General features: G+C 39.8%; 18 protein-coding genes. 10 read left to right on the top strand and 8 right to left on the bottom strand.

Annotated elements, in window-relative coordinates; all coding sequences use genetic code 11:
• Both GX437_00865 and GX437_00860 read right to left on the bottom strand, forming a co-directional pair.
• Positions 1 to 1,404, bottom strand: a 1,404-nt coding sequence (locus GX437_00865; GenBank protein ID NLJ06196.1) for a VCBS repeat-containing protein, incomplete at its 3' end; no start/stop codon positions are given.
• A gap of 110 nt (positions 1,405 to 1,514) precedes the next feature.
• On the bottom strand, positions 1,515 to 1,718 hold the full coding sequence (locus GX437_00860; protein NLJ06195.1) for a hypothetical protein: 204 nt from the start codon (positions 1,716 to 1,718) through the stop codon (positions 1,515 to 1,517).
• Between the two features lie 344 nt (positions 1,719 to 2,062).
• Between GX437_00860 and sucC the strand changes: the two genes are divergently transcribed.
• Both sucC and GX437_00850 read left to right on the top strand, forming a co-directional pair.
• On the top strand, positions 2,063 to 3,253 hold the full coding sequence (gene sucC / locus GX437_00855) for an ADP-forming succinate--CoA ligase subunit beta (GenBank protein NLJ06194.1): 1,191 nt from the start codon (positions 2,063 to 2,065) through the stop codon (positions 3,251 to 3,253).
• A 145-nt stretch (positions 3,254 to 3,398) separates the two neighbouring features.
• Entirely contained in the window at positions 3,399 to 4,019 is a 621-nt protein-coding gene (locus GX437_00850) for a threonylcarbamoyl-AMP synthase (protein ID NLJ06193.1), read from the top strand.
• A gap of 82 nt (positions 4,020 to 4,101) precedes the next feature.
• Here the strand turns inward: GX437_00850 and GX437_00845 are convergent, their stop codons facing one another.
• Positions 4,102 to 5,451: a peptidoglycan synthetase gene (locus tag GX437_00845; protein ID NLJ06192.1), complete on the bottom strand. Its 1,350-nt coding sequence runs from the start codon at positions 5,449 to 5,451 to the stop codon at positions 4,102 to 4,104.
• 81 nt (positions 5,452 to 5,532) lie between these two features.
• Between GX437_00845 and GX437_00840 the strand changes: the two genes are divergently transcribed.
• Positions 5,533 to 5,997 (top strand): hypothetical protein, encoded by a 465-nt coding sequence (locus GX437_00840; protein ID NLJ06191.1) that lies wholly within the window; start codon positions 5,533 to 5,535, stop codon positions 5,995 to 5,997.
• On the opposite strand, the gene GX437_00835 is transcribed toward GX437_00840, so the two are convergent.
• Positions 5,994 to 6,611 carry a polysaccharide deacetylase family protein gene (locus GX437_00835; protein ID NLJ06190.1) on the bottom strand — a complete coding sequence of 206 codons (618 nt, stop codon included), beginning with the start codon at positions 6,609 to 6,611 and terminating at the stop codon, positions 5,994 to 5,996. The two genes, GX437_00840 and GX437_00835, sit on opposite strands and share 4 nt — an antisense overlap.
• A gap of 9 nt (positions 6,612 to 6,620) precedes the next feature.
• Positions 6,621 to 8,138: a lysine--tRNA ligase gene (gene lysS, locus GX437_00830; protein ID NLJ06189.1), complete on the bottom strand. Its 1,518-nt coding sequence runs from the start codon at positions 8,136 to 8,138 to the stop codon at positions 6,621 to 6,623.
• A 129-nt stretch (positions 8,139 to 8,267) separates the two neighbouring features.
• Here lysS and GX437_00825 point away from each other — a divergent pair, with 129 nt between their 5' ends.
• Together GX437_00825 and GX437_00820 are read left to right on the top strand one after the other, a co-directional pair.
• The gene (locus GX437_00825) at positions 8,268 to 9,314 is read left to right on the top strand and encodes a calcium/sodium antiporter (GenBank protein ID NLJ06188.1); all 1,047 of its coding nucleotides are present in this window, start codon (positions 8,268 to 8,270) and stop codon (positions 9,312 to 9,314) included.
• Between the two features lie 9 nt (positions 9,315 to 9,323).
• On the top strand, positions 9,324 to 11,414 hold the full coding sequence (locus tag GX437_00820; GenBank protein NLJ06187.1) for an oligopeptide transporter, OPT family: 2,091 nt from the start codon (positions 9,324 to 9,326) through the stop codon (positions 11,412 to 11,414).
• A 21-nt stretch (positions 11,415 to 11,435) separates the two neighbouring features.
• Here GX437_00820 and GX437_00815 read toward each other — a convergent pair whose 3' ends face one another.
• Positions 11,436 to 12,041: a hypothetical protein gene (locus GX437_00815; protein ID NLJ06186.1), complete on the bottom strand. Its 606-nt coding sequence runs from the start codon at positions 12,039 to 12,041 to the stop codon at positions 11,436 to 11,438.
• A gap of 310 nt (positions 12,042 to 12,351) precedes the next feature.
• Here GX437_00815 and GX437_00810 point away from each other — a divergent pair, with 310 nt between their 5' ends.
• The 4 genes from GX437_00810 (at position 12,352) to GX437_00795 (ending at position 18,544) form a co-directional block, all read left to right on the top strand.
• The gene (locus GX437_00810) at positions 12,352 to 13,053 is read left to right on the top strand and encodes a T9SS type A sorting domain-containing protein (GenBank protein ID NLJ06185.1); all 702 of its coding nucleotides are present in this window, start codon (positions 12,352 to 12,354) and stop codon (positions 13,051 to 13,053) included.
• Between the two features lie 139 nt (positions 13,054 to 13,192).
• The gene (locus GX437_00805) at positions 13,193 to 15,817 is read left to right on the top strand and encodes a valine--tRNA ligase (GenBank protein NLJ06184.1); all 2,625 of its coding nucleotides are present in this window, start codon (positions 13,193 to 13,195) and stop codon (positions 15,815 to 15,817) included.
• 5 nt (positions 15,818 to 15,822) lie between these two features.
• Positions 15,823 to 17,346: a glutamine-hydrolyzing GMP synthase gene (gene guaA, locus GX437_00800; protein ID NLJ06183.1), complete on the top strand. Its 1,524-nt coding sequence runs from the start codon at positions 15,823 to 15,825 to the stop codon at positions 17,344 to 17,346.
• Between the two features lies 1 nt (position 17,347).
• Complete coding sequence (locus GX437_00795) at positions 17,348 to 18,544, top strand: hypothetical protein (protein ID NLJ06182.1); 1,197 nt, start codon at positions 17,348 to 17,350, stop codon at positions 18,542 to 18,544.
• A gap of 65 nt (positions 18,545 to 18,609) precedes the next feature.
• Here the strand turns inward: GX437_00795 and GX437_00790 are convergent, their stop codons facing one another.
• Together GX437_00790 and GX437_00785 are read right to left on the bottom strand one after the other, a co-directional pair.
• Complete coding sequence (locus GX437_00790) at positions 18,610 to 19,998, bottom strand: PKD domain-containing protein (protein NLJ06181.1); 1,389 nt, start codon at positions 19,996 to 19,998, stop codon at positions 18,610 to 18,612.
• Positions 19,986 to 20,582, bottom strand: coding sequence for a sigma-70 family RNA polymerase sigma factor (locus GX437_00785; protein ID NLJ06180.1), 597 nt, complete (start codon positions 20,580 to 20,582; stop codon positions 19,986 to 19,988). Before GX437_00785 ends, GX437_00790 begins: the two co-directional genes overlap by 13 nt.
• A 273-nt stretch (positions 20,583 to 20,855) precedes the next feature.
• On the opposite strand from GX437_00785, the gene GX437_00780 reads away from it, so the two are divergent.
• On the top strand, positions 20,856 to 21,671 hold an 816-nt coding region (locus GX437_00780; protein NLJ06179.1), incomplete at its 3' end, for a hypothetical protein.

The following is a 21,671-nucleotide window of genomic DNA, read 5'->3' as shown; positions in this document are numbered from 1 at the left end:
GCCGATTAACAAATCTGAATCTCCATCACCGTCAACATCACCAAAAGCAGGGCTGACAGCAGAAAGATTTTTCAGGGATAGATTAAGAAAATCATTGTTTATCAGCTGAAAAACAGGATTTGAATTCTTTGAAACGTTTCTGAAATAATAAATACGGTCTTGTTTGTAATAGGTTTTTGCAAAATTACCGGCAGTAGCTATCAGCAGGTCTTTTTTTCCATCTCCGTCAACATCAAAAAACACGGGACGGGTACTCCCGCCCAGGTCAAGCATCTGATTCTGAAGAAAACTTTTTGTATGTAACTGAAAATTATATCCTATGCCCGGGTCATTATCCAGATAAAGCCAGATCTGATTCAGGTTTTCAAAAGTATCAATAATTTCCATGTCCATGGGAGCTGAAATCAAATCCTTTTGCCCGTCATTATTAACATCTATAAAAAATGCCGAAGGCATGTTACGGATATTTACAGATGTACCCCAGGGGAAGCTTGAAACAGTTGCAATCATGCTATCAACATTCAGCTGGTATTCTTTTCTGCCATTCATCAGCAAGGCAAGCGTGGGATACTGCACATCGCCCAGAATCAGATCATTGTCTCCATCATTATCGAAGTCAAACAATTCCAGGGTTGAACCGGCATGTCGCATACCACCCTGCTGACCTCTGACGGCTGCACATGAATATCCGAGTATCAGCTTGTTGGTCAGCTCATCTTCCCTGAACTTTCCCCAACAGGCATCAGCAAATTCATAAAACAAACTGTCGTATGTGCCGTATTTTTCAAGACCAATGTTATCGTATAACTCGACCAACTGGCCTAAAACACCAAATGTGAGAATATCAAGGTCTCCGTCTCCGTCCAAATCCTTCACCACAGGTAAATCAAGTCCGCTGACATATAAATTCGAGTAAAATGTCTTATAGTACCAGGCAGGAAGTGTGGAATACGTCATTTTAAACTCAGGTTTCCATGGAGACATTGAAACATTTTTATAAACAGTAATTCCTGCATTAGCGGGAGATGAAAAGGTAAAAATATCTTTCAGTCCATCCCTGTTGTAGTCTTCAAGACGTATAAAATACTCACAAGCCGGAAAATATTTCTCGAACTGCGGACGATAAACAAAACACACGGAATCTTTTATACCTTTATTAATAAATGTCAGCAGGCGGTTATCTGCCCGGTCGAGGACAATCAGGTCGGTATAGGTGTCATTGTTTAAATCCATTTCAGAAAAGACAGGAAATTTAAGTCCGCCTGTCAATGGCTGAGGCAGTGTATCTCCGTTTTCCCAGATAATGGTCATCAGATTGCTTTGAAACAGGCTGTTCTGTGCCTTCAGAAGCATGGTCTGAAAAATCAGGATGAAAATTATAAAGTGATGTAAAAGCCTCAACATCCGCTTGTTTTAGTGCCTTCAAAGATAAATAAATAAAAAATAAGAAAAGCCCCCCTCAGGAGGCTTTCTTTTCCGACTCTGGAACCTTGATGAAGGTATCAGAAATTAACTTACCATAAATCTTTCCTGAAGTAATTGACATTCTTCAGGTTATATCTTTTCTCAGTAACTTTTACAGGGATGAATTCCAGTTGTTTTTTTGAAAATTTTAAAGAGCTGAATATACCGGAAAAATGATTCCTGTTGTATGAAAGAACAACTGCTAAAACTTTCTCGAAATAGATTTCCAATCGGTTGGGCTGAAATGTTTTCATCTGTTTGGCTTTTGTAGTAAAATTAAAAATTCAATAATCAGACAGCATATATAATTCATTGATATTCTTTTCTTTAAAAAATTTTCAATTTTACAGAATGACTCAATATGAAGTTAAATTCCAATTTTGGGATTCAATCAACTAATTGACACATTCAGCCTATTGTTAAAATCTGGTCAAAATGAGCCTGGGGTTTCCTGCTGAATTTTCATTTCATTTCAATAAGCCTGATTCTGCCTGTTTACCAGCACTATGCGAATGATTATATTCGTTTTTTTACATGTTTATTGCGAATAAATCCAAAGGAAGACCTAACTTTGCTGCAAAATAAAACCTTAAAAACGATGAATATTCACGAATATCAGGGAAAAGAAATCCTGAAAAAATATGGCGTCAGGGTACCTGAAGGAAGCATCTGCTTCGATCCGGGGACAGCCAAAGAAATTGCTCAGGCCGTACAGGAAAAAACAGGAACAACAGTTTGGGCAGTAAAAGCCCAGATACATGCCGGTGGAAGGGGAAAAGGCGGAGGGGTCAAAATTGCTAAAAACCTTGATGAAGTAACCCAATATGCCGGTCAGATCATTGGAATGAAACTGGTTACACATCAAACCGGACCGCAGGGGAAAAAAGTCGGGAAAGTATTGATAGAACAAGGGATCTATTATCCAGGCCCTGAAGAAATCAAGGAATTTTACCTCAGTATATTGCTCAACCGCCAGACTAAGAAAAATATCATCATGTATTCGACAGAAGGCGGCATGGACATAGAAGAAGTAGCAGAAAAAACACCGGATAAAATTTTCAGGGAAGAAATTGATCCTGCCATTGGTTTGCAGGCTTTTCAGGCAAGAAAAATAGCCACCAATCTTGGATTAAAAGGAACATCATTCAGGGAAATGACTGCTTTTGTCAGTGCACTGTACAAGGCCTATACTGAAAGTGACTGCTCGATGCTCGAAATCAATCCGGTATTGAAAGCCGCTGACGGGAAAGTATTCGCAGCCGATGCAAAAGTAATATTGGAAGACAATGCCCTGTTTCGTCATCCGGAATTTGCTGCTTACCGCGATTTAAATGAAGAAGATCCGCTCGAAACCAAAGCCGGAGAAAATAATCTGAATTACGTCAAGCTGGACGGAAATGTAGGTTGTATGGTTAACGGAGCCGGACTGGCTATGGCTACTATGGATATGATCAAACTCTCCGGAGGAGCACCGGCCAATTTTCTGGACGTAGGCGGAACAGCCAGCGCCAAAACTGTTGAAGCAGGCTTTCGTATTATTCTCGAAGACCCCAATGTGAAGGCTATTCTGGTTAATATTTTTGGAGGTATTGTCAGATGCGACAGGGTTGCCCAAGGCATTGTGGATGCATATAAAAACATTGAAAATCTGAATCTGCCCATCATCGTAAGGTTGCAGGGCACAAATGCCGAAGAAGCAAAACAACTGATTGACAACAGCGGGCTGAAAGTATTTTCTGCCATCCATCTCGAAGAAGCCGCTCATTTGGTCAAAAATGCCTTAGCTTGATGAAATAAGTTGGGAATAAGCAAAATAAAAATTTAATTTTTTTGTTTGCACCTGAAAAAAAAGTTGTATATTTTCACTTCATTTCAATTGCCTAAATGTCATTAATTTTACATTTTTGTATTAACTTTCCATAAAAACAAAAGTTATGTACCTAAAAGTTTATACTGAAAATCCATCCCCAAGGCATTTAAAAATAATTCTCGAACACCTGAAAGATGGGGGAATTATTATTTATCCGACAGATACCGTCTATGGTATCGGATGCGATATGCATAATAAAAAAGCCGTGGAGCGTTTGTGCAGTATCATTGGCAAAAAACCTGCTACTGCCAATTTATCTCTTATTTGCTCAAACCTATCGAATATTTCTGACTATACCCTGCCTTTCCCTAACAACATCTATAAAATAATGCGTAAAGTGTTGCCAGGCCCCTATACTTTTATTCTCAAGGCCAACAACAATGTCCCTAAAATTTTTGGGAACAACCGTAAAACGATTGGCATCAGAATACCCGACAGCAACCTCATCCGCGAAATTGTTGAGGAATACGGAAACCCAATCGTTACAGCCTCTATCAAAGATGAAGACGATATCATCAGCGAATATCCGACAGATCCTGAAGAAATTCAGACACTTTTCGGCAACATGGTCGATATGATTATCGATGGAGGCCCGGGCGGAAATGTTCCCTCCACCGTTCTCGACTGCACTGGTGAAATTATTGAAATTATCAGGGTAGGAAAAGGACCTGTCGATATTCTTTAATCCGACTGTCTGTTCTTTCTTCTGATTTTCCCTGTATTCCTGATATTGCTTTGTTTATAGGCAGGAATACCTAAGTTATTTCTCAGCGTGAAATGATTTCTTCTACAGAAAGGTTGTCAAAATTCCCCGAACTCATCAGCAGTAATATATCATCGCCATTAAGATTTTCTTTGATAAATTCTGTTAGCTGTTGTTTTGCATAAAATACATGAAGCCTTTCATCCCCGAATGCTTCAGAAATCTCCTGCCGCTGAAGCAATTTCAGACCTTTCAGTCTGACTGCCTCCTCATTGATAAAAATACAGCAGCGATCGGCAATCCGGGTTGAACCCCTGTACTGCGGTAAAAATTCCCTGTTAAGACTGCTATAGGTATGCAATTCCAGACAGGCTAATATTTTTTTCGCGGGGAACTGTGCTTTAATTCCCGAAATAGTGGCTTTTACCTTTGAAGGAGCATGTGCAAAGTCTCTGAAAATCAATATATTTTCATTTTCATATACTTTTTCAAGACGTTTACCGGCACCCTGAAAGCCAGCAATGGCTTCAAAAAAAACTTTATCTTCTATTCCGGCCAGACGGCAGATTATTCTTGCTCCGTTCATATTGAGCAGATTATGGCTACCAAAGAGCTTCAGCTCCACCATTTGCCCATCCTGAACCGTGAGATAAAATTTTCCGTTCTTAAGCTGATAATCAGGATAAGTATAAGGATATTTGCTGATGTGGTTATACTCTGCGACAATCTGGAGCAATGTCTCATCATTTTCATCATAAGCCAGATGACCTCCGGCAGGCATGCTTCCTATAAATTTTTTAAACTGAAGCACATACTGGTCAAACTCAGGGAAAACATTGTAATGATCCCATGCAATTCCGCTGATAATGGCCAGATGGGGCTTATACCATAAAAATTTTGGTTCCGGATTGATGGCAGAACTCAGGTATTCATCCCCTTCGATGATGATAAAATCAGCCTCATTGCTTAACTGAAAGCTATTTTCAAATCCTGCAACAGAAGAACCCACCAGATAATCAAATTTTTTTCCGCAATGTCTGAAAACATGCATCAACATACTGGTGATGGTCGTTTTGCCATGACTTCCGGCTACTACAATACGTTTTTTATTCACACTGTTCTGATAAACAAACTCAGGAAAGGAAACAATTTTCAGCTTTAGTTCCTGAGCCCTGAGTAATTCCGGATTGTCGGCCCGGGCATGCATTCCAAGTACCACAATATCAATATCTTTTGTTATTTTTTCAGCAAACCAGCCTTTTTCGGGAGGTAAAAGGCCAAACCTCCTGAGTTTGCCCAGCGCAGGTTCAAAAATTTCATCATCTGATCCGCTTACCTGATGCCCCTGCTGGTACATGGCTATAGCCATACTGTGCATGACACTGCCGCCAATGGAAATAAAATGTATTCTCATCTCTTTAAATGAAGGTCAAAAATAATATGGATTACCTGAATTGGCTTAAATTTGTCAACATGAGTTTTCAACAAAAATGTAATGAAACATAACAATTTAACCAGACTTCTTGCTTTAAGCCTGCTGATAACCGGCATTTATTCCGATTGTGAAAAAAACAATAACTATCATGGGATTCCCGATGTTTATGTAAATTTTTCCATCAATCTGAATCTGCCAGCGTATAGCGGGCTGAATGTAATCGGGGGTTATTATCTGTTTGAAAATGAGGGATATAAAGGCATTATCGTTTATCATGCTCCCGATGATCTGTTTTATGCTCTCGAAACTGCTTGTCCATATCACCCGATGGATAGTTGTGCAGAAGTAACGCCTGATCTTTCAGGAATTTTTCTTCGGTGCGGACATTATGAAGGAAATGATTTTTTTGCCTGCTGCGGCTCAAACTATGACATGTATGGAAACGTAATTAAAGATCCGGCCGTTTACCCTCTTAAGAGATATAAAACACAACGGGACGGAGATATGGTTTATGTTTTTAATTAATGCGGCAAAACCTTAAATTTAAAGCCTTTATTGGCAAAAAAGGCAAGATAACGGGGTAAAACTATCTGGATATTTCTGGTGGCTTTTTTATTGTCGTGAAAAACGATGATACTCCCGGGTTTTGTCTGCCTGACTATTTTTCTTAAAATTTTTCCTGGCGACATTTCCTGATCATAATCATACGAAAGTACCGACCACATAACCGGTTTAAAACCGGCTCTTTTAATCATTTTGGCAATCCGTGGCCTAACTCTGCCGTAAGGGGGGCGAAATAACCTGGAATTCACCAGTTCTCCGCATTTCTGAATGCTGTGTAGATAGGTTTTGACACTGACATCCCTGAAATGCTCATGGCTAAAAGTATGATTGGCAGTCAGATGACCTCTTTCCACTATTTTATCATAATACGCCTTGTTTGCCAAAATTTTCTCTCCAACGCAAAAAAAGGTTGCCTTGGCATTGTATTTATCAAGCAAATCCAGAATCCAGAGGGTAAGGTCACCTGAGGGGCCGTCATCAAAGGTGAGAAAAATACTGTTGTCTTTTACGGGAACACGCCATAAAAACCTGTTGAAAATATAGTAAAGAATCCCGGGGACCTTAAACATTCTCATATCTGAAACTTAAATTTGTTCTTTTGGCCTCATCTGAGGGAAAAATATTACCTCCTGAATAGAATGAGAATCAGTAAGCAACATGGTAAGCCTGTCGATACCGATACCGATACCGGCTGTCGGAGGCATTCCGTATTCAATTGCCCTCAAAAAATCTTCATCCAGCACCATGGCTTCCGTATCTCCCCTTCTTCCCAGTTCAAGCTGGGCTTCAAACCTTTCGCGCTGGTCGATAGGATCATTCAGCTCACTGAAAGCATTGCATATTTCTTTGCCGATACAAATACACTCAAAACGTTCAACCATTCCGGGTTTACTTCTGTGTTTCTTGGCTAAAGGAGACATTTCAACCGGATAATCGGTAATAAAGGTAGGTTGAATCAGATAGGGTTCACATTTCTCCCCGAAAATCTCATCAATGATTTTTCCTTTTCCCATGGTTTTGTCAATTTCAACCCCTTCTCTACCGGCAAAACTGATAAGCTCTTCTTCAGTCATTTGTGAAATATCTGTCCCTGTAAATTCCTGTATGACGTCATACATGCTGATGCGTTTCCATGGCCTTTTAAAATTGACGGTATGTTCACCATATCTTATTTCGGACGTACCATAAAGTGCATTGACAAGGCCTTCCATAATTTCTTCGAAGGTATCCATCATCCAGATATAGTCTTTATAGGCGACATAGAATTCAAGCTGTGTAAATTCAGGATTATGAAACCTGTCCATACCTTCATTTCTGAAATCTTTTGCAAATTCAAATACGCCTGAATAACCGCCTGTAATCAGACGTTTGAGATAAAGTTCATTTGCAATCCTCAGGTAGAGGGTCATGTCGAGGGTATTGTGGTGTGTTTTAAAAGGACGTGCTGCGGCTCCTCCATAAATAGGCTGTAAAACCGGTGTCTCCACTTCAAGATAGCCTTTCTGATTGAGATAATTTCTGAAATAGTTGATAATGAAAGCCCTTTTCCTGAATATTTCCTTTACCTGTGAATTAACAATCAGATCCACGTAACGCTGGCGAAAACGCTGTTCAGGATCGGTAAAAGCATCGAAAACATTGCCTTCAGCTTCCTTGACAACCGGTAAGGGACGCAGCGACTTTGCCAGCAACTTTATTTCCCTGACGTGTATGGTAATTTCACCCATCTGTGTGCGGAAAACAAAACCCTTTACACCAACTATATCTCCAATATCCATCAGTTTTTTGAATACTACATTATAGAGGTCTTTGTTTTCATCCGGACAAATATCATCACGGGTGATATACAACTGAATTTTACCGTATTCATCCTGAAGTTCAGCAAAAGAAGCCTTTCCCATAATCCTGCGGCTCATCAGCCGGCCTGCTATGCTTACCTCTTTAAATTTCTCCGGATTTTGATCAAATTCATTATGAATTTCACTTGTTTTTACATTTATCTCAAATAATTCAGGGGGATAAGGTTCAATACCCAGTTCACGCAATTGTGCCAGCTTTTCACGCCTGATAATTTCCTGTTCGCTTAAATGTTGCTCTGCCATAAATTTCAATAAAATTTCAGACTGCAAAGGTAAGCCTATCAGCATAAATTTAGCCGAAAACCAGAAATCAGATTTTTAAATAAAAAAATCTATCTTTGAGCCGTTTAAAAATTTACTCTATCTAAACCAATTATGAATCTGATATTATTTGCCCTTGGACTGCTGGTACTCATTCTGGGCGCTGATACACTTGTCAATGGAGCAACTTCACTGGCCAAGCGTCTGCGGGTACCCGATATGGTAATCGGACTGACACTCGTATCGATCGGAACCTCGCTGCCGGAATTGATAGTTAACATAAACTCCTCTATATCAGGGAATACAGGTATTACCATAGGAAACATTGTGGGCAGCAATATTTGTAATATCTTGTTAATCCTTGGAATTACTTCAGCATTTTATCCTCTCCCTATTAAAAAAAACACAGCCTTTATCGAAATACCTTTCGGATTTTTCATCTCTCTTATTTTACTTATTCTGCTCAATTTGGGCAATTATTTTAACAGTTTTTTCGGTTTAAGCCGACTTGATGGAATTATTTTTCTGATTTTAATGGTTGCTTTTCTGTTTTATGTGGCAAAAGTCGATTCCAATGAATTATCCCCTGAAGCCTCATCTGAACCCGACAGTCATTTAAAAACCATTGTTTTCAGACTGGTCAGATTTACCAACACTCAATCTCAATACGACCGCCTGATGTATATTTTCAGGCAGTATTCATGGCTTAAGTCATTAAGTCTGAGTGGCCTCGGGATATTGTTATTATATTTTGGCGGTGAACTTTGTGTCGGTGGAGCCGTCAATTTTGCAAAAGACCTTGGGCTGAGCCAGGAACTGATCGGATTTACGATAGTCGCTATCGGGACATCTACACCCGAACTATTGACTTCGCTGGCAGCTGCACGAAGAGGAAATGTGGATATTGCAGTCGGAAATATTGTAGGCTCCAATGTTTTCAATATCATTGGCATTCTCGGTATTTCAGCAGTTATCCACCCCATCGAAATGCAGGGACTGTCCCATATCAATACAGATGTCATCATTTTAATTGCTGTCAATGTGCTTTTTTTCATCTTTGCTGCATTGAGTTCCCGCTATATTCTCAGTAAAATTGAAGGTATCTTTTTTCTTATCGGATATATCGCATACACTATCTTTTTGATTAACAGAGGATAAGATTATTTTATGATTGAAAAAAAGTTTATGCCCTTCGTTTCATCCGAAACAAGAATGGCTGAGTTTACGTTTAAATCCATTGCACTGGGAGTAGTAATGGCCGTTATCATGGGAGCTGCCAATGCATATCTTGGACTGAAAGCCGGGATGACCATCGCTGCTACTTATACCACAGCCGTGATTGGAATGGCTGTCATCAAGGCACTGAAGGGAACTTTGCTGGAAGAAAACGCTGCACGAACCGTTGGAAGCATTGGCGGTAACATTGCCACCGGTGCCATTTTTACCCTTCCTGCCTTTTTTATTGCAGGAATATGGGTGCCATTTTATTCCCTGAAAAACTACCTTATTGCCACTGTCATGCTGATGGTGGCCGGAATACTGGGCATTATGTTCGTAACCATTCTCAGGCGTGTTCTTGTCGAAGATGCTGAGCTTCCCTTTCCTGAATCCATTGCTGCTTCCGAAATTCATAAGTCGGGGCAAAGCGGGGCAAAAAACTCAAAATATCTGTTTGCCGGAATGGGATTAGGTGCATTTATCAGTGCGCTGGTTGAATTTAAGTTTATTGCTGCCGGATGGCAGAAACTTGTCAATCTTTCAAAAGGGGCTGTATTGCTGAAATCACCGGGAATGAATCCCGCCTATTTCGGAGTAGGCTACATTATCGGCCCGAAACTCGGGAGTATCAACTTCAGCGGAGGCCTGCTGGCATGGGGACTTCTTGCCCCTGTGATTGCCTATTTTATTCATAAAGATGATTATCAGTCGGTTACTGACTGGACTTCAGAAATTATACTCATCTGGAAAAACTATGTTCGTTACATTGCCATTGGAGGTATGCTGACCGGAGCTTTTTATACGTTGTGGAAAATGAGAAAAAGCCTTGCCGAAGGTATCAGCAGATCTTTTACTTATATGAAAGCAGGCTCCTTACAGACAAAAGACATTCAAAGAACCGACAAAGACATCAATATCCGCTACACCCTTCTCGCTATTGGCGTTATTCTTATTATCATGTTATTCATTTTCAATTACTTCACAGAAAAATGGATACCCGCTGGGATAGCTGCCGTTGTCATGATTTTTCTGGCATTCATTTTTGCAGCAGTGTCAGGATATCTGGTAGGTATCATCGGTGTCAGCAATAATCCGACAAGCGGATTGACAGTTTCCGTTTTAATTGTCGTTGCTTTTCTGATGATAGGACTGGGGATGAGTGGCCATGCTGGTATAGCTGCTGTCCTTGGAGTTGCTGCATTCACATGCACCAGCGTGTCGGTGGCCGGTGAAATGATGCAGGACCTGAAGGCAGGACATATTCTGGGATGCACACCATGGAAAATGCAACTTGGTGATATACTGGGAATCATTGCAGCCTCATCGGTCATGTTCCTGATACTTACATTGCTCCATCTTGGCGATATCAAGCAAGCCACCTCCCGCGATATTGAAAAACTCAAATCGGCCAATATTTCCATCATCGAATATAAAGGTGACATGCCCCGCTTTAAAGGTAAAACTTTCAGTCTTGCTGAAGTTGAAAAAATGATTCCTGAATATCAGAATGAGATACTTGGAAGTAATGCCGGATTTGGTGGTGAAAAATTGCCGGCACCTCAGGCAAGCCTTATGGCTGTGGTCGGAAAAAGCATCATTGAAGGTAAAACTGAAATCATCCTGATACTGACAGGAATTTTATTCGGGTTAGCACTGATTCTCATGCAGGTACGAAGCCCCATGCTTATCAGTGTTGGCATGTATCTGCCTATTGACACTTCTTTTGCCATTTTCATCGGAGGTCTGATGAAAGGACTGCTCGACAGGATTGTTGAAAAGCGGAAACTGAGCGAGGATGCCAAAACCTCATTGAACAATACAGGCATATTGTTAGCCTCAGGATTAATAGCAGGAGAAGCTTTACTGGGTTTGGTCTTTGCAGGGTTTGCCTTTGCAGAAGTTAAAATTTTCCATGCCTTTGAAAATCCTTCATTTCTGGTAAGTACGATAGTGATCTTAATATTGGGGTATTTTCTTGTAAGAACGCCCTTAAATGGAATAAAATTACCGGAGAATAATAAATCAGAAAACTCAGTATAAAGAGCTTTTGACAGCAGGATGTCAACAATACCTCACCATCAAAACTGCCTCGCAGTGGCAGGGAATTCCGCAAAGAGGACAGCTGAATTTTCTTTCCAGACTTGATTCACGCCAATAATCCGGGAGGGTAAGTTTTTGATTAAATCCTTCCTTTTCAAGAATTTTTATCATGATATTGGACTCATTTTTCCAAACCAGGGAAAAAATACAATCAACTTGTGCTTTAATCTGCCGGTGACTAAACCTGACTAAGGCCTTGCCTGTTCCATGGTTTCTGAACTCTTTCCTGACTACGGTATGTTTGCGGTAACATACCTGCTTCACATCTCTTTCGGAAAGGATGGTATCGTAAATGTCAAAATTAAATGCCGTTTTTAATTCACTGACATCAAAAATTTCCAGAAGTGTATAACCAACTACCATACTGTTTTTCAAGGCAATAAAGCAGATGTGATTGTTATTTTCAAGGCAGCGGTCAAATTCTGTTTCAGAAACATACCCCTGCCCTAAGGCTTCGGCTGAAATATCTAACAACTCAACCTTATATTCTGGCCTGTATTTCAGTATATCTGTCAATGATTGAAAAATGTAAAGTGCCGGATTCAGGGCAAAAATATGCAAACTCATCTGACTTTTTTTACCATATTAATTTCACAATGAGTCTGAAAGTTTCATCATGACTGGCATACATTAAAAATTAAATACGACTTCCCTCTCACAATAAAGATCAAAAAGTCCGGTTCTCAGAAAGAAATGATAAACCACAATAAATGTCAAAATTTCATTCTTCAGATATTACTAATCACTGCATGTTTCTTTCGGTTCTGTTGTGAGACAGAAAAATTCTCATCTGAGAAGATTTTTTTTTTGTAAGAAGTTTAAAAACATTATCATTGTCGAATGAAACGAAAGGTCAAATCTTAAAAAAATCAAAGAAATGAGAAAGTTTACACATTTGTTTTTTACTGTGTTGATGGTGATGTACATCAACGCAGCAATCAGTGCCAATGCACTTGAAATCACAGCTATTTTATCTCCCGTACAAGGCACCCAGATTGTTATAGGCCAATCCACACAGTTTGAACTTGAGCTGACAAACAATCATACCATTACTTTTACTACTCAGGATACAGGTTTGCTCGTTTTGGGCTTTTTCAATGGTTCAAGTATTACTAATTTACAGGCTATTGGTGGTTATATCCCTCAATCAGATTTATTGCCAGGCGGAAAAACAACTATTACTTTTAACCTCACCTTTAATGGAATGTCTCCCGGGAACTATGCCCCTGCATTCGGTATTGTCTGGAGAAAAAATCCCAACCCGACTTCTGCCACTTTCCAATACAGGGTTTATCAGTTTGTCAACAGTTCCGGATTAGCCGAAAGGTTTTCAAAAATGAAAGATCTGTATTACAGCAACGGAAAAATCTATCTCAACATTGAAAACAAAGGCAATCAGCAAGTAATGGTCAACATTCTGAACCTAAACGGACAGCTTGTCAAATTTGAAAAATTCCAGCTGAACAATCAGGGAATTTCCAGCCAAAGCATTGATGTCGCCAACCTGCCAAAGGGAGTTTACATCGTCAGCCTCAACATTGAAGGAAACCTGACTACCCGTAAGGTTTACATCGATTAATAAACAATCAACAAAACAAAAGAGCCTGATCATCCCTGATGGTCAGGTTTTTTTATACCCTACCCTCATCAATAAAGAAAGCAGTTTACCTTTGCAGTAAGATAAATATTTGAGGAAAATAAAAATTCAGCCTTTTTTCATGGAAATCAGTAAACATTACAACCCGGGGCAGATTGAAGAAAAATGGTATCGCTACTGGCTCGAACACAAACTTTTCAAGTCGGAACCTGATGAACGGGAACCCTATACAATAGTTATTCCCCCACCCAACGTAACAGGCGTATTACACATGGGACACATGCTCAACAACACCATACAGGATGTATTGGTCAGGCGTGCCCGTATGCTCGGAAAAAATGCCTGCTGGCTTCCCGGCACCGACCATGCTTCTATTGCAACTGAATCGAAAGTTGTGGCCATGCTTCGCGAAAGAGGCATCAGCAAATCTGACATTTCAAGGGAAGATTTTCTGAAATACGCATGGGAATGGAAAGAAAAACATGGTGGAATTATTCTGGAACAATTGAAAAAACTCGGTTGTTCCTGCGACTGGGACAGAACTGCTTTTACGATGGACGACAACCTGAGCCGAAGTGTCATTCGTGTTTTTATTCATTTATACCGTAAAGGATTGATTTACAGAGGAATCAGAATGATTAACTGGGACCCTCAGGCAAAAACGGCTGTTTCTGACGAAGAAGTAAATTATAAAGAGGTAAATTCCAGACTTTATTATGTAAGATACAGAATTGCTGGCACGGAAGAATATCTGACAGTGGCTACCACCCGTCCCGAAACCATACTGGGCGATACTGCCGTTTGCGTCAATCCGGCTGATGAAAGATATAAGCACCTGAAAAACAGCCATGTGATAGTACCTATGGTCAACAGAACAGTCCCTGTTATTTTTGATGATTATGTTGATATGGAATTCGGAACGGGTGCCTTAAAAATTACCCCTGCCCACGATATAAACGATTATCAGATAGGACTGAAGTATCATCTGCCTGTTATTGACATTTTCAATGATGACGGAACCATCAGCCCTGCAGGTGAATTATTTATTGGTATTGACCGTTTTGAAGCCAGAAAACTTGCAGAAGAAAAGCTGAAAGAAGAAAATGCACTGGTTAAAATTGAAAATTATACGAATAAAGTCGGTTTTTCGGAACGGACAGATGCAGTAATCGAACCACGTATCTCCACACAGTGGTTTATGAAAATGAGGGAACTGGCATTGCCTGCCATTGAAAATGTCATGAACAACAACATCAGGTTTCATCCTTCCAAGTTCAAAAATATCTATCGCCACTGGATGGAGAATGTTACCGACTGGTGTATATCGCGACAGTTATGGTGGGGGCATCGGATTCCCGCCTGGTATGCCCCTGATGGAAGTTTTGAAGTTGCTGAAAATCAGGAAGAAGCATGGCAATTAATGAAGCAGAAAAATCCGGCCATCTCTTTCGGGCCAAATGATTTAAAACAGGATGAGGATGTATTGGACACCTGGTTTTCCTCATGGCTCTGGCCGATATCAACCTTCAACGGCATACTCGAACCCGACAATAAGGATATAAACTATTATTATCCGACAGATGATCTGGTAACGGCACCCGACATTATCTTTTTCTGGGTGGCCAGAATGATCATGGCCGGTTATGAGTTCAGGGGTGAAAAACCTTTTAAAAATGTTTATTTTACAGGTACTGTCCGCGACAAGTTAAGACGCAAGATGTCGAAATCACTTGGTAATTCTCCTGAACCCTTAGAGTTGATAGAGAAATATGGTGCAGATGGGGTCAGGGTGGGCATGCTCCTTTCCTCCCCTGCCGGGAACGACCTTCTTTTTGATGAATCCTTGTGTGAACAGGGAAGAAATTTTAACAACAAGATCTGGAATGCCTATCGTCTGATTAAAAGCTGGCAGTCAGACACCGGAATACAACAATCCGAATCGAACAAACTGATTGTTAAATGGTTCGATACTTTGCTCAACAGGGAAATAAACAGCATTAATGAGCATTTCAGCAAATATCGTATTTCAGATGCACTCATGTCGCTTTACAAACTGACATGGGATGATTTCTGCAGCTGGTACCTTGAACTAATCAAGCCTCAATCCTCCAGATCAATTGATCCGCTTACCTATCAGGCCACTGTAACCTTTCTCGATAAAATTCTCCGGCTCCTTCATCCTTTTATACCTTTTATCACTGAAGAATTGTGGCATGGTATTCATACTGAAAACAATGAAAAATCCATCATGTATTCAGAATGGCCAAAAGCATCGGATTCAGACCTTCAATTAATTCAGCAGTTTGAGCAGTTAAAACAACTGATCACCGATATACGCGACTTTAAAAAAACTAAAAATATCCCTCAAACCACAAGTATTGAACTTGCTGTTGCCGGAAAAGACAGCCTTGGAGAACTGATGAACAGTATTGTAGTAAAAATGTGTAAACTGGGCAGTATTTCCATCCTTGAAGAAAGTAATCACGTTTACCCTTCATTCTTTTCAGGAAAAGCAGAATATTTTGTCCTTTCTCAACTGAATGTTGACTACGAAAATGAAAAAGAACAGATCATGAAGGAACTTGAGTATTATCAGGGATTTTTGAAAAATGTGGAAGCAAAACTCAACAACACAAAATTTATTGAGAAAGCCCCTGAACAGGTCGTAACACTTGAAAAGAAAAAGCAACAGGATGCACTCGAAAAAATTAATATGCTCAAAGAAAAACTTAAGAAAATCAAATAGTTTCAATGGATAAAATCATTATTGTCGATTTTGGCTCCCAGTACACACAGCTCATTGCCCGTAAAGTGAGGGAACTAAATGTCTATTCTGAAATACATCCCTATCATCACCTGCCAGAACCTGATGCCGATGTCAGGGGCTACATTTTAAGCGGAAGTCCATACTCCACGCTGGAACAGAATGCCCCCACAATTGATATTCAGAAATATTGCAAGAATCTTCCGGTACTCGGGTTATGCTACGGTGCCCAGCTGATGGTCATCCGACATGGCGGGCAGGTTGTCAGATCACATATTCGAGAATATGGCAGAGCAAGGCTTATTCCATTGAAAATCAATAGTTTATTATTTCAAAATTTTACTGAATCACAAATCTGGATGTCGCACAGCGATACCATTCTTCAGCTACCCGGACAATTTGAACTCACGGCCAGAACACAGGATATACCCATAGCCGCCTTTGAATCCAAAAGTTTGAATTACTACGGCCTGCAGTTTCATCCTGAAGTTTACCATACCGTACAGGGGAAACAAATTCTTGAAAACTTTCTCAAAAACATTTGCCAATGCCAACAAGACTGGACACCAGCACATTTCATCACCCAAACCATTGGCGAATTGCGTGAGAAAATCAATAACGACAAGGTTATCATGGGTTTATCAGGCGGAGTGGATTCGACTGTTGCCGCTACGCTAATTCACCGGGCTATCGGGAAAAACCTGTATTGCATCTTTGTTGACAATGGATTGTTGCGGAAAAATGAATTTGAAGAAGTATTAAAAACATACCAGCAACTTGATCTTCAGGTTATTGGCGTAGATGCAAAGCAAAAATTTTATCAGTCACTTAAAGGAATTTCAGATCCTGAAGGGAAAAGAAAAGCCATCGGCAAAACGTTTATTGAAGTTTTTGAGGAAGAAGCAGGAAAGATTAAAGACGCTCATTGGCTCGGACAGGGAACAATTTATCCAGATGTCATCGAGTCGGCAGGAAGTACAGGGCCTGCAGCCGTCATCAAATCGCACCACAACGTAGGTGGACTTCCCGAGAAAATGAACCTTAAAATAATTGAGCCGTTGCGACTGCTTTTCAAGGACGAAGTCAGGCTGACCGCCAGAGAGCTTGGCATTCCTGAAAAACTATGGAAAAGGCATCCATTTCCGGGACCAGGTCTTGGAATTCGTATTCTGGGCGAAATCAGTCCTGAAAAAATATCCATTCTTCAGGAAGCTGATAAAATCTACATTGATGAGTTGATAGAGAGCGGCCTATATGACAAAATCTGGCAGGCCGGTACTATTTTGTTACCGGTAAAATCGGTGGGTGTCATGGGAGATGAAAGAACTTACGAATACACTATTGTCCTCAGGGCAGTACAATCAACAGACGGTATGACTGCCGACTGGTATCCGCTGCCTCATGATTTTTTAGCTGAAGTATCGAACAAAATAATAAATACGGTCAGAGGTGTTAACAGGGTTGTTTACGACATCAGTTCAAAGCCTCCGGCCACAATTGAATGGGAATGAAATGAAAAAAAATCTGATTCTCTGCTCATTTATCATTATTGCACTGACCGGAGTTAATGCAAATGAGAGATACTTTGATTATATCCTGAATAGTCCTGATTATTTTCAGGCTGATGATTCGCTCTATCCAATGGTCAAAAAACAGACCTATCATATTGTTCTTGCTTTCCCTTATGAGCTGGGGCAAATTTTCAATGAAGATTACAGACAAAGTACTTTCTCCAGAACTTCTCTCGATTTTTACCAGGGGATGATATGTGCAGCCGAAAACTTCAACAATCATTCACTTCCATTTAAACTTAACATTCATGTGGTGGATATACCCGCTGAAGATAAACTGACTGAAGCAAATATTTCAGCAATACGTCAGTATGAGCCCGATCTGATAATATGCCATTTAAGTAATTACAATTCTGATGATTTCCTCAAATTAAGCACTTCATTAAAATCAACCCTGATATCACCTTTCTATGCCGATGAAAATCAATTACAGAATAATCCCTGGTTTATTACACTTAAAAGCTCAGAAAAGATAACAAAATCAATCATTTCAAAGTTTATTTACAAAAATTACTCTTCTAAAAATCTGATTTTATTATGCCATTCCGCACCACAACTGGACGAATTCACCATGATAATAAAAAAATCCGGGACTGTTTCAAAACTTAAAAACTTCAGTGGATATGTCGTTAATGCTTCCAACTGGAGCTCCACGGAATATACTACATTGCTTGAAGATTCCAACCTGATTGTTACAGATATACAAAACGACATGGTGGCCATTAATTCAATACTGTCAAATCTTACCCGTCAAAATGGGAATCATTCACAACTGATGGCGCCATATAGCTGGCTGAACTATCCTGCTGTTGACCTCAATTTTCTGGATTTGTTAAACACTATTTTCTATACAGAGCCAGTGATAAACTATTCCGACAGTACAAACGCTGACTTTATATTGACTTACAGGGAAAAGTTCAATGCCGAACCGGGAGAATTTTCATTTCGTGGTTTTAAAACACTTACCTACCTGATTCACTCACTTGAACAGAAAGGAAAATACATCCAGCGAAACAGTTCAAATGAAATGATCCCTTTAATAAAGGACGCAGGAGATAAAGGGTTTCAAAACAACAGGCTCGACTTTTACCAGATTAATGAGCATCAACTCATCTGGATTGGATCGGAAAAAGATTAGAAAATGAAAAGGGATGGCAGAAATGCCATCCCCAACTGGAAACTAATTAAGTGAAGTGATATGAGTTATCTTATTAACGTAATTCCTTTACTAAAATTGTATTTTTTGCCGTCAAGGCCGGTAACCGTAACTTTTACGATATAGACACCTGCCGGCATTAAATCATTAGATGCAAATCTGCTGCCATTCCATCCATGGGTAGCATAATCGGATGATTCATAGAGTAATTCTCCGCTTCTCGAAACAATCTGAATCAGAAAGCTTTCGAAACCTGTTGCCACAACCCTGAACACGTTGTTTTCAGAAGGCCCTCGTCCGTCAGGACTAAATGCAGTCGGGATAAAGACATCTGTTCCGCCAAGAACAATAACCTTTTTGCTGGCAGTGGATGTGCAACCGAATTCATTTACAGCAGTCAGGATAATCTCGTAAATGCCGGTATCTGAAAAACTATAAACAGGATTCTTTACGTTTGAATGGCCAAAATTATCCCCAAACTTCCATGAATACTTGGTCTTTGATGTGGTAAACCTGGTCAGATTGGTAAAAGAAATCCGGGAATCTTTCAAAGATGTAATCTCGGGATCAGCCTTAAACTCAGCCTTAGGAGTCAGGTTGACAGTGATATAGTTGTTTTTAGCCAATTCATTTTTAACATCCTCATTGCTCCAGACAGTCAGTTTCACTGTAAAAACTCCATATCTGGTATATTCGTGGACAGGATTCTGCAGATTCGAAGTGGAGCCATCACCAAAATCCCACAGATAACGGACAATCTGACCATCTTTAACTTTACTTGAATCAACAAACCTGACTGTTAAAGGCACACAACCTTTGGTCACTATACTTCCAAAACTGACTACCGGTATCTCAGCAGAGCGATAGGTTTTGACTTCATTTTTATCAACAACCTGATTATCAGTCTTTTCAGTTTTATCAATTACATAATTCTTATTGTCAGCCTTAGAAATTTTTTCAGCTTTCCTATTATCGTCTGAAACATTGTTGTTAAAAACAGACCCCTTCGTATCAACAGCTTCTTCACTTGTTTTCAGGCCATCACCTTTATCGGAAAATACAATTTCTTTTTTACTGCTGTTATTTCCTATATCCTTTTGATTTTCTGTTTTCAATGACTGGTCGGCAAAAAATATCCATGTCAATAAACCAAGAATGGCAATTCCGGCTGAAATAAACAAAGATGTCCTGATAAGAGGTGAGAGCTTCCCTCCGGTCAGGTGATGCTGGTGCTGAAGCTTTGCAATCCTTTCCTTCAGATCAACACTTGCATTTTCTTCAACTACCCTGCAAGCTGTCTGATAAAGCTGAAATTCCTTGCTCAGCTCAGGATTTTCTGAAAGCATTTTTTCGAAGGAAGACAATTCCTCCCCCTTCAGTTTCCCTTCCAGATAATTGTCGAATAAATCTATAATATGCTCGTTTAATTCAAACATTTTTCAAGTTCAGTTTTAAGGTTGGGGTCTTTTTCAAGTAGTTCCATTAATTTTTTTATGCATCTGAATTTCTTTTGTTTGGCTATCCCTTCATTTGACAAGCCCAGTTTTTCAGCAATGTTTGAATGGGACATTTTGTCGAAATAATAAAGTTTTAATATTTCCTGGCATTTGGAATCAAGTTTTTCTATCAAACAAGTTATCGCATGGGTAAGATTAGGTTTTTCCTGCCATACGGCTGTTGGCTGAGTAACTTCCATCCCGCTTAAATCTTCAAAAAGAACCATTCTTTTGCTTTTCTGCAAATATTTTATCCACCTGAACCTTGCAATAGAATATAAATAGGTACTTAAACGTGATTCACCTCTGAAAACCCCGCTTCTGATATTTTTAAAAAGCACGACCATGGTATCCTGAAAAACATCTTCAGCCTCCCGCTTATAGCCACTGTTCAATCTGATCATTGAATAAATCATGTCAAAGTACTTTTTGTAAAGTAATATAAATCCTTTGTTCTGGTCATCTTCCCGGTTGCTTCTGAGTAATTCAAGTATCTGTATGTCGTTGTTCGGTTCATCATTCATACCATTAAATTGCTTCATTAGTATCTGATAGTATCAAAAAGTTACTCAAATTTATAAAAAAAATTTTTTTTCCCTTAGAAAGTGTCGCAATTGTTATATTTCTGAGATTTTGTTTATATGCAATATTCTAACTTTGCTGCAAAAACAGAAAGTAAAATTATTCAGAAAGACAGTGATAAAAACCAGCGATAAAAATATTTTTCAGAAGCATGTAACTTTTCCGAAAATAAAGTACTAATGAAGGTTTCAAAACAAAACTTAACATCAATCAACATGAATAAGATTTTAAGAAAATTTGGGTTTTTGGGGTTATTTCTTCTGATTTTTTCAAATCTGCCCCTGCAGGCCTCCCACATGATGGGGTCTGATATTACATGGACCTGCGTAGGTAAAGACAGTTTTATGATAAAACTCGTTATTTACCGCGACTGTAACGGGGTTCCACTCGGTACACCAAGTATTCCGATTAAATGTGCCTCAACTGGAATCACCATCACTACAGTTTCCATTTCAAAGCCACCTCCGGTGGATATTACCCCTACCTGCGGATCAAGTTGTACCAGATGTCAGTCATCAGGCTGTTCCTTCCCTTATGGTATTGAACAATATACATTTACCAAGCTGGTTGTATTTAACACTACCTGCTGCGACCTGATTGTTTCTTATCAGGAATGTTGCCGAAACGGAACCATTACTACCGGAGCGGCTAACGCCAACTATTATATCGATGCGAAGATGAACCGCTGCCAGAACCCCTGTGATAACTCACCAAGATTTACCAATCCGCCCATTGCCATCATTTGTGTGGGTCAGGACTTCATTTTTAACCACGGTGTGATCGATATAGATATCGACTCCAACGGTGGTCTGATCGACTCATTAAGCTATGAATGGACACAACCGCTGACTGGTGCAGGAAGTTATACTACATGGACTTCTCCATATTCATACGACAAGCCGGTATTTTTCTGGGGATTTCCCAATGCCAACCTGCCTTCCCCACGTGGCTTCCACCTCGATCCTGCTACAGGTGACATTTCCTTCCGCCCCATGAAAGTGGAACAGACCGTTATGGCCATTAAAATCGGG

It is taken from the genome of Sphingobacteriales bacterium, assembly GCA_012517435.1.
Taxonomy (GTDB): domain Bacteria; phylum Bacteroidota; class Bacteroidia; order CAILMK01; family JAAYUY01; genus JAAYUY01.
Note: the sequence above shows the minus strand (reverse complement) of the source record. Positions and strands in the feature narration are given on the sequence as shown.